Below are 14,071 nucleotides of genomic sequence, written 5' to 3'. Positions count from 1 at the left end.
AATTCGCAACTTGGTATGATTTAAGAACCGCATCTTTTGCTCTAGGTGCTTTAGGTCGAGTTTACGAACAGAAAAAACAATATGATTTTGCTCTAAAGTTTACTCACCAAGCTCAATTAGCGGCGGGACAAATTTCTGCACCCGATAGCCTGTACCGTTGGCAGTGGCAAGCAGGACGCATCTACAGGGCAACTGGAAAACGGGAAGAGGCAAAGGTCGCTTATCGGCAAGCGATCGCTAGTCTACAGAGTATTCGTGGTGATATTGCGGTTGCTAATCAGAATTTACAGTTGGATTTCCGAGATGAAGTAGAACCTGTCTATCGGCAGTTATTAGAAATTTTATTAGATGAAGGAACACCTAGAGAGCTTCAAGAAGCGATTCAAGTTTTTGAAGGATTACAGCTATCAGAACTACAAAACTTTTTTGGTGATGACTGTGTAGAAATTATTGATGCAATCAAGCAACCTCAAATTATCTTAGCTAAAACGAACACGGTAGTCATTCATTCGATTATTCTAAAAAATCAAAGCTATTTAATTCTTCAATTGCCCAGCGGCACAAACAAAAGTTATCCGATTAATATTTCTCAGTCACAGCTTCAAAAAAAGATTCTGAAATGGCGAAATGAATTAGAGGACATTTCTAGCTATCGATATCTAGATTTAGCTAAAGAATTGTATAAGCTTCTCATCCAACCAATAGAAAATGAGTTAGAGCTTGTTCAACCTAACAACCTTGTCTTTATTAATGACGGACTCTTTAGAAATGTGCCGATAGGCGCACTCTATGATGGCCAAAAGTTCTTGCTTGAAAAGTATCCTTTATCTGTATCACTGGGATTAAATTTTATAACTCAAAGTCAATCTTTCCAGCAATGGCGTTCATTAACTTTTGGTTTAACTTTAGCAATTCCCCCTTTTGATTCACTACCAAATGTTGTTCAAGAAACTCAAGAAGTTCAAACCATTTTAGGAGGGAGTCGATATCTCAATGATGATTTTACTTTTGATAATTTACAGAAACAGATTAGCAAAAAGAATTATTCAGTCGTTCACTTAGCAACGCATGGTAGATTTGGCGGCAATGCTGATAGTGCGTTTCTTCAAGCGTTTGATCAACAAATTTCTTTAGCCGAATTGGAAAACTTACTTGATAGCAGTCAAAAATCGATCGAACTTCTAACACTAAGTGCTTGTCAGACGGCGGCTGGAAATGACCGAGCTACGTTAGGATTAGCAGGTGTTGCCGTTCGTTCAGGTGTAAAAAGCACATTAGGGACTCTCTGGTTTGTCAATGACCAAGCGACAGTCGAATTAATCACAGATTTCTATCGGTATTTAGAAGAGGAAATGACTAAAACAGAAGCCTTAAGAAAAGCACAGTTGAATCAAATTGCTACATCTGGAAGTCATCCTTCAATTTGGGCTAGTTTTGTTCTGGTTGGCAATTGGTTATGATGGAGAGTGAAATATGCGGGTCAAGTTGGTTTTAGGGTATTTTAACTTTGTGATTTTCAAAATTCAGGTTAATTATCTTGTCAAAGATATAAATAGCTTTTTAACAACTTCTTGAGAAATCAAACTTTCTAGTTGCCAGCGTAATGTTTTAGACTTAGCAGGATTTTTTAACAAAATTCCTAGTTCTAAATTTCGTTCATGGGCGGCTTCTGTAAAATTAGCTGAAGTCACAAATAATTGGCGATCATCAATCACAATACATTTAGCATGAAGACAAGACCTAGTGTAAGTTTCCCTTGATAGAGAACGAGGATCATAAAAGACTTGAGGAAGTCTTTTTCCTGGCCACATTTGATGAAAGTAATCGGCAAATTCTCTGACTAAAATAGCCTCGGCTCTTTCATCAGAGTGAGGACGGTTGAGATTGAGGAAAAAAATCACTTTCAAATCAGGTAATTGCTCCATTCTGTCTGCCAGTTCCCGAAAAAGAGTTTCTGCTTTGTTTGTTCTATCTATTGCATAGCTACAGAGTAAAATGTAATTTTGGGCAGCAGAAAATAACTCTTTGACAACGATCGCCGTATCTCTGCTTCTTAAACTGGCTAAATGCTGACCTGTCCAAACTAAATCAATTTGATTATCATCGATGTGAGACAGACATTTTTCATCAGCTAACATTTTTAATAAACAAGCGATTTGCTCAATTCCCATACCAGAATGATAGAGAGAAGACAGTTCAGTTGAAATTGCTTCACTTTGTTGAAAAGCAAGATAAATGTCAAGGGTATGTGGAAGAAAAGGATAATAGAGTCGATGACTTAAGATCGCTTCTGCTAAAGCAATGAGAGTCACGTAACTTAGGGAATGTAAAGGAGACATCAATCAAGTTCGTCAGGGAAAAAAGCCGCCCCTAACGCCTCTACGGTATTAACAACCAACGCCCGATCTAAAAACTCATTACGCCGTTCACAGGATGTCTCAGCAATTAACAAGCAACCGTGACAAGCTGCTCCATGCAGAAAACGAGATTCTTGTCGATCACATGGGTTATGACTCGCGCAGATCGGGTCATTTGAGCAAAGACGACCCATTAATAGAGCTTTTCCCAGATGAAATTCGATCTGTTTACCGACTTCCACTAAACCGCCTAATGTCCCTTCTGAGCCTGATGTGCCAGTGTAAAGAAGGATGCCATAACCCTGCTCGCTGACATAGATGCGCTCTCGAATTGCACTAGCAGAGTAGCCACATTCAAGGGAAACAGAAGTGATCAAAAGATGTGAGAGGGAATGAAGCATGATGTAGGGAATACCTGGAAAAGTAGGAGCTTTATCAAGAGGAATACCTTTAGCGAGCAACCATTGATGAAATCCTTCCATTAATGAATTAGAGCGAGCTTTGACGGCTTCTTTGTTTGTCCATTCGTCAATTAACCGTTTATTAAAGGCAATAAAAACCCCCTCACCTTTATTTTCGATCGCAGGTATCCAATTTTTATTAAAATCCAGAGCAGCGAGACGGACATTAAGCTCTAAATCATCTAATTCCCCATCGATATTCGGTAAATAGGCATCAAAACGAGTAAAGCCAATTTGGGCAATCACTTCCCTTAAACGATGGACGAGTACAATGCGATCAATATAGGGTTTCCATTGTTTGGGCAGATCATCTAGTAAACGTGGACAAGCCTTAAAATCATCATAACTATTTTGGTCTGAGGCACTTAGCAACGCTTCAAGTTCGACTTGTTTGATCGTTTTTTCTACAGCCGTTTGTCCTTTTTTGCGCCGTTGAATTTCTGCCCAAACCACTTCAAGATCGTATTCTGCAAGGTCAGCAAATTTCGGCTTTTTCAACTGTTTGCGAAGATCTTTAATTTCTTCTTCATACTGTAAATCTTCCTCATAAAAGCGATCAATTGTCTTGCGTAATTGCTCATCAGGATCGGGCAAGGAAATCACGCTGAGGGTTTGGCTAAAATAAGCATTGCTGGCCGAACGGACAAGCAAACGATTATATTCAGGTCTACCATTGATATCAGGGGCTAATTCTCCTAAATTCTCATTGAGGCGATAGGAAATACAGCTTTCTTGATCGTGAGAACCGAGCCAAGGGCGATGGCCTTGACACTGACCGAGTACTCTAGAGTTAGGGACTTTAGCCATCGAAAGGGGACGCGATCGCTTGCAAGCCTCACAACGCACGAAAATTTCTTCAAAATCGTTACCCGATCCCCCTTCATCGAGCCATAATTGACCGTGACACGAATCTCCTTGGTGAACAAACAAATACCAGTCTATATCGCTCAAATGTCCGTTAACACAAGCTTGAACAAAACGAACTGGAACGACTGGAACCGGTTTACCCTCAAGCTTAACTTTCCCGCCTTTAGTGGCTCCCCAACGGATAAAAGGACGAGTGCGATATTCTTTCCCTTTACGGGTGAAGGTTTGTTCAACTTGGGCTAAAAACCAAGTCGGAAAAACAAAAGCATCGATATGAGCCATGACAGCCGTTGGGCTAGAAAATTGGCGAGGGGGGCTGTAAAGCTTAATGTTAGGGCTTTGTAGAATATCAGATACTTTTCTTTGTAGTCTTTCTTCCCGAATGAGTTCTCTATCTCCGTGCCAATAATTTAATCCTGAAATTAAAACAGAATAGTTAGGCAGATCGACCATTGAACCCACGCCAAACGTAGTAATTATCTGACTTGATCGTAATTCTCCATCTGCTTTTTGCTGTTTCTTTCCCTTCATGACTCATCCTCCATATTGTTTCCATAGGGATCGCGTACCCGTAATTGCACCGTAAATTCGACATCCCGTAAACTACGCTGTGCTTTAAATTTCCGTCTTTCAAGACTTTCTTTATCTGCACTAGGATCGGCAGCATCTAAAAGTAAAGGAGAAGCGTTATCTATTTCTTTTTGATATTGCAGACGTTGCTCACGGGTAGCAATTTTTGTCCAAGTATCTAATAACTCTGATATTCTGCCGCGTATTTGCTCTCGTAGTACATCACTTTGATCTTTTGTCAGTTTGGGGTTATGTTCTACGGCACGATGGGTAATGATTTCTATTACTTTTTCTAAAGCCAGTCGTTGCTCCCCAATGTCAGAAGCTCCTAACGGACTGGTCATCTGAGTTACCATTAAACGAGCAAGAGCAACGGTTACACCTGCTAAACCGCGATCTAGAGCGCGATCAGAAAAAGGGGTAACGCTAGTCGCTTCGACAGCCCGATAAAAGCTAGTATGCCAGTTGTTAAACCGTTCATAATGAGAGCGATCGCGGGGTCGATGAATATTTAATAAGGTGACAACTAACCCCGATCGCTTGGAGTCTCGGCCAACACGACTTGTAGCTTGAATGTATTCCGCCGCCGTTTTTGGTTGTCCTAATTTGGTTGTCCTAAAACGATCATTAAACCGAGTCGGACGATATCTAAGCCGACTGAAATCATATTTGTTGCTAGGGCAATATCTACTCTTTCTTTGTTGTTAAAAGAGAGAGCAAGGCGACGTTTTGTATTAGCGACTTTGTTAGTGCTGACTCGTGAAGTTAATTCCTCTGGCTCATCGTCGATCTTGCGGTTAGTAAAAAAGCTTTCTGTTTCCCCATAGCGTAACCGTTCCCCATACTTATTTAGTCGGGAATTCACTTCATCTTCGACGATGCGACGGCTACCTCCTAATTCTCGTAAGGAATTGAAATAACCGAGTAAAGTCATGTAAGGATCGGCGGGGTTAGAGTCTACTTTCTTTCCTCCTCCTAAGTGCCATTGTTTTTGAGCAGTAGCCAGTAAAGCGAGATATGTTCTTAGTAGCACGACTTTTAAGCTTCGGCCTTGTGCTGCAATGCCTACATATAAACGCCCTGGTTCTTGATCGGTAGGGATGGTTTGAGCAAAAAAGGAGTCATGACGATCAGGCCCTGGTGGTGGAAAAATATCAACTTGATGACGGTTAAATAATGCTTGGATCTGGTTTTGAGCGCGTCGGACGGTGGCAGTAGAAGCGATAATTTTAGGCGTTCCACAGAGGGCATTGATCGCAGTTTCATAAAGCCCGACCATTGTTCCTAATGGGCCAGAAATTAGGTGTAATTCGTCTTGTATAATCAAATCGGGTGGCGGTAAAAAGCTTTTTAGAGAGCGACCTGCTTTAGTAGGGTCGGCGGCACTATAGAAACCTTCGCCGTCTTGGAAATGGCTGACTCTGCCAAATAAGGCCCCAGTCTGTCCAATCCAAGGAAGACTCGCAAATTTATCGACTGTGGCGATAATAAAACAGGGTAAACGACGGTAAATGGATTCATCAACGGCGATGATCGGTAAAGCCTTATCGCCCCTAAAATCACAACGACGGTTACTACAGATGATTTTTAATTCCTTGGGTTGCTCAACGGTTGGAAATAACTGAAAAGAGGTGGCTTTAAATTTTTCGCCACACCAGGGACAACGCTCTAAGGGAATGGGCGAGGGCTTACTTTTTTCATCTCGTAGGAAGGCCATGGTACGGGAATAACCTGAATATTCGTCTTTATCGCCTTTTTTTCCCATTTTATTCGGTGTTGCTCCCTGTCCTACCCAAAGCCCAATTTCAAAGGGCTAAGTTCCTAGTATTTGAGGATTTTGCTGACGTTCTAACTCTAAGGCACAGATCAGGCGGGAGGCTCGTTCGAGTTGATCGAGGGTTAGTAGACGCAGAGTATAGCGCATTAATACGGTTGCCCCTGCTGAGGTGATGCCTTCATAAGTTAGACGACGCAGAATCAAGGTAAAGGCTGCTATTCCTAAATAAGCTTCGGTTTTGCCGCCACCTGTTGGAAAAAAGAGAAGATCTACGCTTTTTCGGTCTATATGTTCTGGACTGACCAGACTAGGTAAATTAAGCAGAATAAAGGCTAACTGAAAGGGTCGCCATTGGGGAGGTGGAAAACTCTTGATCGCTTGATCAGTTTCTTGACAAAGTTGTCTTCTTCGTGCTATTGAAATTACTTTATTAGCGAGACAAAAAGCCGTTAAAACTGAGGGGTCATCGAGGGCGTTTATTCCTTCAGTTATGCGGCGACAGGCGACATCTGCTTTATCTAAAAGGGTTTGGGCAATGGGTATCGCTTCGGGAGGTTTGATCGCTTGTTTTCGTTGGTTGTCGATCCAAGTACGGTAAGCTGTAACAAGTGGTGTTAATTTTTGTTTCATCTGCTTGACATCCCTAAGATTAGCTAGGGCTTCCATTCCCAGTTCGACGTCGCTTAAAGCAGCAGGAGCAACCCTCGGAACTTCGGTAACGGGTATCCAAGTGGTGTGGACAGTTTGACACCTCACCTCCTGTTCCTCTCCTACTAAGAGAGGGGAGACTGAGACGTTGTGACCGACGGCAAATTCGTAGTCGTGGCGGTATTGTAGTGCGGCGATCGCTTCATCTAGATCATTACTGGAGAAGCCTTTGGGGTTTGAACGAGGGACAAAACCTTCACGACAATGCACCATCAAGCAGGTTTGGAAAATGAAAGCGCAATCAGAAGGCGTGGCATTAGGAAGGGCATTCACGAGGAAAATAGAGACAGATGATGTCCCGTCTGGTAAATGAGGGGAACGTACTGGACGTTTATTAATCTCTATTTTTAAACCTTGGCTGTCGGGAATAGCGATCAATTTAGTGGTTAGGGGAATATTTAAAGTAACTTGATGGGGTTGACGTTGCCATCCTTGTAATTTTTCAGGTGGCTTTTTATCTCGCTCATTCTCTTCAACTTCCATCTCCTTGTGAGGGAGGGGCTGGGGGTGAGGTGTTTCTTCATAGGGTTGGGGGCTAGGGGGTAAGGTAGAGAGGGGGTGAGGTTTTAACTCAACAGGGAAATAATCAGCCCAATGAATGGTTATATCTAAGGTTTCGGTTTCTTGGGAAATTAGAACACTTCAACCCATTGAAGAGGGAAAAACGGGTTTACGAGTGCAGGTACTTTCAGGAATGACGCTATCTTCACTGCTGGCACTGTTATCGAGTTCATTAAATTCATCATCTGCTGTGTCGTCTGTGGTAGGTGAGCCATAAGGAGCCAGAAAGCCTGTTATGTACCATTTTGAGGGGGCTTGGGTTAAAATTTCTTCTTGGTGAGCTATGTCGTCGGGGCTAGGCCCGACTAAATCTAAGTGTAAAGCTTCGATGAGATGAGAACGAACCTCTGCAGATGTTGTCATAGTTAATTTTTTAGACTACTGCTTAGTGTTCCCAAGTTTTACCTAAGAACTAACACTGAATGTAAGATTTTTCGCATTATTTGAAGATAAGCACCGTTGTACTGCGTCTTGCTTATTAGAATGATGTTGTATGCTAAAAGATCGGTCATAAAATCGATGTAATTGATAAATTTGTGGATAGTTATCATGATTGCGCCGAAAGAAGAGCGCAATGGAGACAAGCGTTAGCATCATCATTGATGCACCCTGTTACTTCAATCCGTGCAGTTGAATATACAAGAGGCTGGCGAACTAAGTCTGAACCTGTTTTACTAGAATGCGAAGATGGTAACGATTATGTGGTTAAAGGACAACAAGCCGGTCGCCAAATTGTTAATGACCAATTGGTAGCGCGTTTAGGAAAATTACTAGATGCCCCAGTCGGTAAACCTGAGATTATTTTAATTCCTCAAACGTTGATTAACAACAATCCGAGGTATCTTGAAAATTTTAGAGCAGGTACGGCTCACGGCACTCTCTGGATTAAGGACTGCAGAGACAGCTATACTTTAATTGCTACTGGTGAAGCGGAAAATCGCCATAGATTAGTCCTCTTAGCTACGCTTTATGGTTGGATTTGTGCAAGCGATCGCCAGTTCCTTTTTAAGGAAAATCCGCCTCGCCTCATTTACTCAGTCGATCATGGTCATTTTTTTCCAAACGGGCCGAATTGGTCAAGTGAGGATCTCGCTGACACACCTCTTGCTTGTTTAGATACTTATTTTAATGATTGCTATTTCACGCCACATGAATTATGCTACGCCTGTCAAAAGCTTAAGGCCATCACTGAAGGACAGTTGATTCAGACGGTTTCTACGATACCTATTACGTGGGGCTTTACAATAGAAGAAAGACTTAATATGATTGTGTTTTTACTCAATCGACAAAAAGAGTTAGTTCGTCAAGTATGTCCAGCAGATACAGTATAATTCAATATGTTCCAGATCCGATCACTGATGAGCGGATCAATATTGGTGTGCTGGCTTTCGATGACATAGATGTACGAGTACATTTTTTGAGTAATTGGGAGCGCGTTCGGAATTTCAGTAAGGAAAAAAATATTGACTATCTGAAAGATTTTGCTCAAAGCATGAGAAAATCGGCTCAATCTGGCTTATTGTTTCTAGGCGATCAAGAAAATAATCGACCCAGACATGAACGTTTAGAAAGAGTTGCACAAAGCTGGATGAATAGTATTCAATTCACTGAACCACGAGGCTCATTAAAAGATGTTGATACAGTGATAGAAGATGCTGTTAAAAAGTTTTTGGTCAAACCAGTATCAGAAAAATCTAAATTTCGCGATCGTCAAGATGCGGCTCGAATTACCATTTCTAATGTTAAAAAAGTTGTTAGAGAAATGATGGGGCAAGAGTATCAAGATTTAGTCAAGAAAAATTATCTTATTGCAGGAGCGCACAAAGGCCATAACGTTGATATTGCTGTAGCTAATGGTCATCCATATTTAGCAGCGCAAGGTATTTCTTTTGAGGTACATCCTCCAGAAAATCTCCTTGATGCTGTAGCATGGACAATTACAGATGTTAAAGACAATAAGCCTGATTTTCCTATAGCAGTTGTTGTGCTTCCTCCTAAGAAGGATGAGTCAAAAGACAATGAACAGCTAGAAGAAATTTATCATGATACGACTGATACTTATCGAGAACTGGGTGCTAAGGTGTTGTTAGAACAAGATATTACATCTTGGGTTACTAAACAATTGTCTCAGCAAGAAGAATTAATGGAAAAACTATCTATACTACGGTAGTAAAGAATATTAATTGAGTTTTATTATTCTCGGATAGAGATAGTAATCGAGTTTTATTACTGCATTTTGGGGTAAATCGAAGACCAAAGATTCTGTATTCCACCAGTATAAGATAGGATAGTATTGATATTTGAAGTAGTTAGAGGCGTAGATGACTGCTAAACAGATTCAAGATAACACCTCGCACCTTGAAGACAGAGTAAGTGCTTTAGAAACAGAACTATCAGAAATAAAACAGATGTTAGCTAAATCTTTACCGTCAAAATCTCCCTGGTGGTTAAAGGTGGCGGGAAGTTTTGAACAAGACCCTACCTTTGATGAAGTTGTTAAACTCGGACAAGAATGGCGTAAATCGATTCAATAGCGATTCTTGATGTCATGATGTATATTTTCGACACAGATCATCTAAGCTTCGTTCAACGAAATGGGAAAGAAGGAAAACAAATCTTAAAAAGGCTGGCAACCCTCGATAATCCAGAAGTTGCAGTCACAATCATTACTTATGAAGAGCAAGTTAGAGGGCGACTTTTGTTTTTATCGAAGGCAAGAACGATTGAGCAACAAGTTTTAGCTTACCAAGGATTAGAACAGTTAGTCATTAATTATCAATCTATTGTAATTGTTCCTTTCAATCGAATAGCCGTTCTAGAACATCAACGCTTGCGAAAATCTTATCCTCGATTGGGAAATATGGATCTAAAAATAGCCGCTATAACTTTAACCAATAAAGCAGTTTTACTGACTCGTAACCAAGCAGATTTTCAACAAATTAGCGAACTACAAATAGAAGATTGGTCAGTATAGAAATTGTATTAGGTTTTCTTTCCTCTCTTCTGCGTCTTTTTGCCTAATCTCACTTCTTCATCGTATCTTGCTTGATTTAGCTCTAACAGACGCGCTAATACTTCATCATGCACTTCTGACGGCCAACGATAGCGATAGGGTTTTTTACGTTTGCTGCCAGTTTCGTCGTCTTCTTCGTAATCTAACAAGAATTCGCAGTCTGTGGGAATATCTGTCCATCCGTAAGCATCTAAGACGGCTCGATCCATTTGTTGATGTAGTTCTCTCAGGTGTATGATATCCTCATCGGTTTCATCAGGATCGTGGAAACGGTTATAGGTTTCGGTTAATCCTTGATTGTTGCGTTGCATTAGTTGGGCGCGAAATTCGTAGTATTCTTGTCCGAAATTTTCTAATCTCTCCTCTGTGTCAGGGGTGAGGTTTGGAAAAGGGAAGGTTTCAAAGCAGTCTGAGGGTGTGTAGCGCAGATCATCTTTCATGGATGAACCCAAAAATCTAGCCCAGTTTTCATGTATGCGAGATTGTAAGATGGAGAATGTAGAGTAATTTTGAAAAGCTAAAACTGCTAGAGTATTTGCAAATACCATCTTTGAAGGTAAAAAAGTAAAAGATGCGTGAGATGTTGCGCCACAACTGATAACCAAAACCCGATCAAGAGGTGCGATCGCTTTATGTAATTCTGGTCTAGATCTTAAAAATTGCCACTATTTTTCTTTACCAATTTTATCCTTTTGTCGTAATCTTTCAGGTTTAACTTTTTCTTCTACAATTGCCATTAAATTAGGATACTGTCTTGCTTCATCTTCTTTCATCTCGCCAAAATTAATCACGTAGCGATGATGATCATGCGTTGGACTACTATTAACTTCCTCTCCACCAATATAAGGGAAAATTCGTTCAGCATTGCGGGGATCTTTTTCGATTAATCTGTACATCTCTGCAATAGGTGTCGCATCAGGATTAGTATCATCGAAGGTGAAACCCATCCCTAAAACAATACTACCTTGAAAACTTTTACCCGCATTCGCATTTAAGGGTTTAGGATCGTCATGTCCCCCCGCATGGAATAAAAAGGCGGTAATTTTTGATACAGGTTTACCATTAAGTAGTAAGAAGATAGAGCGAGTATCTTTTATAACATGAACAATACTAACCACTACCGCAGCTAACCCTGGCCATTTCACCCGTTTTTGTGCCTGATAGATAGTCCCTCCGTTCTGACAAATGTAGCGTAAACCAGAACTACGGGTATCTCCTTGAGCAATAGTATTCGTTGCAATCAGTCCAAATGTACCACCTTTGCGGAGTAGGGTAAAAGCACGACGGAAGAAATGAGCAACTAAATCAGAGTTTCCGTGACTTTCGGGATGAATTTCTTTTAGCCAATCCATATAGCCTTCGATATGGGCGTTTATAGCGGTATTTTTGCCAGCAAACGGAGGATTTCCGACAATACAATCAAATCCTGCGTTTTCTCGCTCGAATACTTCAGGGAATTCGATTTCCCAGTTGAAGGGAATGATAGAGAGTTTTTCTATCTCCCCTCTACTGCTAGGAGAGGGGCGGGGGGTGAGGTCAAAAATTCCCCATTTTCGGAGTATATCAGCATATTCTTTCTCTTTTTCTTCCCGTTCCTTTTTGTTTTTCCCTGCAAAGAAAGCGGCTATTTTTAGATTTCCCCTTAATCTCGCTTCTTCTAACTCCATTTCTGCTTGTTGCAGTTGGGTAACTTTTTCTTCTGCATCTTCGTCGGTACGAGTATCGAGAGATTGGATTTGTTGACGATAGTTTTTAACCCGTTCTACTTTTTCTTTCAGTAAATCTATTAAGGGTAAACCTGCTAGGGGATCTTTTGCAAATGAACCAATTTCCGCACGGGTTAGCCCAACCAACGAATCACCGCATTTTAGGGCATGATCAAGGAAAGTAAAGGGAAAATCTTTAGATAATGTGACTAACCAAAGAGAGAGTTTAGCTAGGTTTACCGCAAAGGGATTTTTATCGACTCCGTAGAGACAGCGTTGGGCAACCAAACGACGCGCTAGTAAAAGAGGTTCAACTTCCTTCCCTCTACTGGTAGGAGAGGGGTTGGGGGTGAGTTTTTCTCTATTCCATGCTTCGACTACTTTTTCGGCTAACTGACGACACGCTTCAACGAGAAAAGCCCCTGAACCCATCGCTAAATCGCAGATTTTTAGCTCTAAAATCTGTTCTACAGTCGGATATTCTCCTAATTGCTCAAAAATAGGCTTTAATGCTGTTTCTACAATCGGTTGGGTTAACTGACGCGGAGTATAATGCGATCCACTTCGGCGACGTTCTTCGGTAGGTTGTAGATACAATGCACCTATGGGAAGGATATAGGGAGTACGAGAGGATACTTTACGATCTAAGGATGCAATTAATTCTTCCACTATTTTCGCACTTTTAAGATCCTTTGCGCTTTTAGCAGAAAGTTCACAGTTAGCTGTATCTTTGAGGAACTTCGATCGTTCTGCGGGTTTAGTGGCTAATAACTGTGTTATGTCAATAACAATAGTCGTAGAATGTTTAGAGCCTTTCGGTTTGCTATTGACTCCAATTGAGAGACTTGTTGTCATCTCGACAGTGTAGCCCATAATTGCTTCATAGACTGAGCCAATTTGTTCGACATCCAAAGAACGATAGGAAAGTCTTTCACCGTCTAAAATCAGCAATTTATCCAATATCCGATAGATTACCCCATCAGGAATACGCGGGATCTCAGATTGGCCATTCCCTTCTAAAAAAGGATATTCTTGAGGATCGAATAATTGTCCGTGTCTTGCTGGTAAATACTCTGGAGTTGCACCACCGCCATCATACACCAAGCGAAACAGACTGAGTAACCACGCCCAAGCACCATATCGCTGATCCATTGTATCGGGATAGTTCCCCGCATCTTCCCGCAACCGTTCAAATAAACCACCAACAGAATAATTACACTGATAAATAGAATCATTGGGCATTAATCCCTCATCTTCGGCATACAGCAGGAAAACGAGGCGCATCAATGTCGTAATGAGTCCACCATAAATATGTTGAGGATTATTTTTTGCCAATTCCCCTAATAATTTTCCATCAACTGCGACATCGGCCATCTGAAACCCTCGCAAGAGTTCCCACAGCGCATCTAATACTTGTTCTGCAAGTTTCGTTGAGACTTCTGCTTGATAGTTGCGACTGTCTGCGAGAAGTTGAGGTAAACGGCGATCGCTCGGTAGATTAAAGAGGCGATCAGATCCCAAAAGCATCTCCAAAGCCCCTAAGATTGACCGTCCTGCCACCTCCGCCATCGCTTTGATTGGAAAAGATAAAAATCCTGATGATTCGCCTCTAGGGGCATAAACTAGCCTGATTTCAGTTCTATTACACAGAATACCGATGGGGATCTGTGTTTCTCGTAAGAGTCGTTCAAATTTCGCCTGTACTGTCACGCGCCATTTTGCATCCTCCAGCTCCACCTCATCAAGAGGTAAATTAGGTTTAACGACTTTGATCAACATCATCCATTCTTTAGTGTCTGGATCACGAACTGCATAGGAAGGGGCTAAAATTTCTCCGTATTCGGGTAAGCTAATTTCTAACTCGGTGGGTAATGTTTCTTGAGATGGCGCACCGATCAAGTCTTCAGGATACCATTCTAAAACCTGTTGAGCAAAAGCGGGAAAATCGGCGATCCAGGTTATTTCCTCTTCTTCAATAATTAAAGACTGTAACCGTTGCTGAAGTTCTACGGCACGACTACGGTTTAAGATAATACCAATTATTGAAAAAT

Annotated in this window: 13 protein-coding genes; 5 read left to right on the top strand and 8 right to left on the bottom strand. The window is 41.3% G+C overall.

Annotation, left to right across the window (positions count from 1 at the left end; genetic code table 11):
• A partial coding sequence (locus tag CFPU101_RS23835) for a CHAT domain-containing protein (RefSeq protein ID WP_206818182.1) occupies positions 1–1,460 on the top strand: 1,460 nt, incomplete at its 5' end.
• Between the two features lie 72 nt (positions 1,461–1,532).
• On the opposite strand, the gene drmC is transcribed toward CFPU101_RS23835, so the two are convergent.
• The 6 genes from drmC to CFPU101_RS25795 all read right to left on the bottom strand — a co-directional run bounded on the left by drmC (position 1,533) and on the right by CFPU101_RS25795 (position 7,664).
• Positions 1,533–2,339 carry a DISARM system phospholipase D-like protein DrmC gene (drmC, locus tag CFPU101_RS23830; RefSeq protein ID WP_206818180.1) on the bottom strand — a complete coding sequence of 269 codons (807 nt, stop codon included), beginning with the start codon at positions 2,337–2,339 and terminating at the stop codon, positions 1,533–1,535.
• Complete coding sequence (gene drmB / locus CFPU101_RS23825) at positions 2,339–4,216, bottom strand: DUF1998 domain-containing protein (RefSeq protein ID WP_206818178.1); 1,878 nt, start codon at positions 4,214–4,216, stop codon at positions 2,339–2,341. Before drmB ends, drmC begins: the two co-directional genes overlap by 1 nt.
• Positions 4,213–4,599: a hypothetical protein gene (locus CFPU101_RS25810; protein WP_242578237.1), complete on the bottom strand. Its 387-nt coding sequence runs from the start codon at positions 4,597–4,599 to the stop codon at positions 4,213–4,215. Before CFPU101_RS25810 ends, drmB begins: the two co-directional genes overlap by 4 nt.
• Before the next feature lie 257 nt (positions 4,600–4,856).
• Complete coding sequence (locus CFPU101_RS25805) at positions 4,857–6,020, bottom strand: hypothetical protein (protein ID WP_242578236.1); 1,164 nt, start codon at positions 6,018–6,020, stop codon at positions 4,857–4,859.
• A gap of 48 nt (positions 6,021–6,068) precedes the next feature.
• Positions 6,069–7,223, bottom strand: coding sequence for a hypothetical protein (locus CFPU101_RS25800; protein ID WP_242578235.1), 1,155 nt, complete (start codon positions 7,221–7,223; stop codon positions 6,069–6,071).
• A gap of 159 nt (positions 7,224–7,382) precedes the next feature.
• Positions 7,383–7,664, bottom strand: a complete 282-nt coding sequence (locus CFPU101_RS25795; RefSeq protein WP_242578234.1) for a hypothetical protein — start codon at positions 7,662–7,664, stop codon at positions 7,383–7,385.
• Between the two features lie 173 nt (positions 7,665–7,837).
• On the opposite strand from CFPU101_RS25795, the gene CFPU101_RS23815 reads away from it, so the two are divergent.
• The 4 genes from CFPU101_RS23815 to CFPU101_RS23800 all read left to right on the top strand — a co-directional run bounded on the left by CFPU101_RS23815 (position 7,838) and on the right by CFPU101_RS23800 (position 10,275).
• Entirely contained in the window at positions 7,838–8,632 is a 795-nt protein-coding gene (locus CFPU101_RS23815; RefSeq protein ID WP_206818176.1) for a HipA family kinase, read from the top strand.
• Positions 8,611–9,471, top strand: a complete 861-nt coding sequence (locus tag CFPU101_RS23810) for a DUF3037 domain-containing protein (protein ID WP_206818174.1) — start codon at positions 8,611–8,613, stop codon at positions 9,469–9,471. The genes CFPU101_RS23815 and CFPU101_RS23810 overlap by 22 nt, the downstream gene beginning before the upstream one ends.
• Positions 9,472–9,622: 151 nt before the next feature.
• Complete coding sequence (locus CFPU101_RS23805; RefSeq protein WP_206818172.1) at positions 9,623–9,835, top strand: hypothetical protein; 213 nt, start codon at positions 9,623–9,625, stop codon at positions 9,833–9,835.
• Positions 9,836–9,849: 14 nt separating this feature from the next.
• Positions 9,850–10,275 carry a type II toxin-antitoxin system VapC family toxin gene (locus tag CFPU101_RS23800; RefSeq protein ID WP_242578233.1) on the top strand — a complete coding sequence of 142 codons (426 nt, stop codon included), beginning with the start codon at positions 9,850–9,852 and terminating at the stop codon, positions 10,273–10,275.
• 8 nt (positions 10,276–10,283) lie between these two features.
• On the opposite strand, the gene CFPU101_RS23795 is transcribed toward CFPU101_RS23800, so the two are convergent.
• Positions 10,284–10,919 carry a type IIL restriction-modification enzyme MmeI gene (locus tag CFPU101_RS23795; protein ID WP_307730477.1) on the bottom strand — a complete coding sequence of 212 codons (636 nt, stop codon included), beginning with the start codon at positions 10,917–10,919 and terminating at the stop codon, positions 10,284–10,286.
• 60 nt (positions 10,920–10,979) lie between these two features.
• The coding region (locus tag CFPU101_RS23790) for an Eco57I restriction-modification methylase domain-containing protein (RefSeq protein ID WP_206818168.1) at positions 10,980–14,071 on the bottom strand (3,092 nt) is incomplete at its 5' end.

This window comes from Chroococcus sp. FPU101 (genome assembly GCF_017312365.1).
Lineage (GTDB): Bacteria > Cyanobacteriota > Cyanobacteriia > Cyanobacteriales > Microcystaceae > Chroococcus.
Note: the sequence above shows the minus strand (reverse complement) of the source record. Positions and strands in the feature narration are given on the sequence as shown.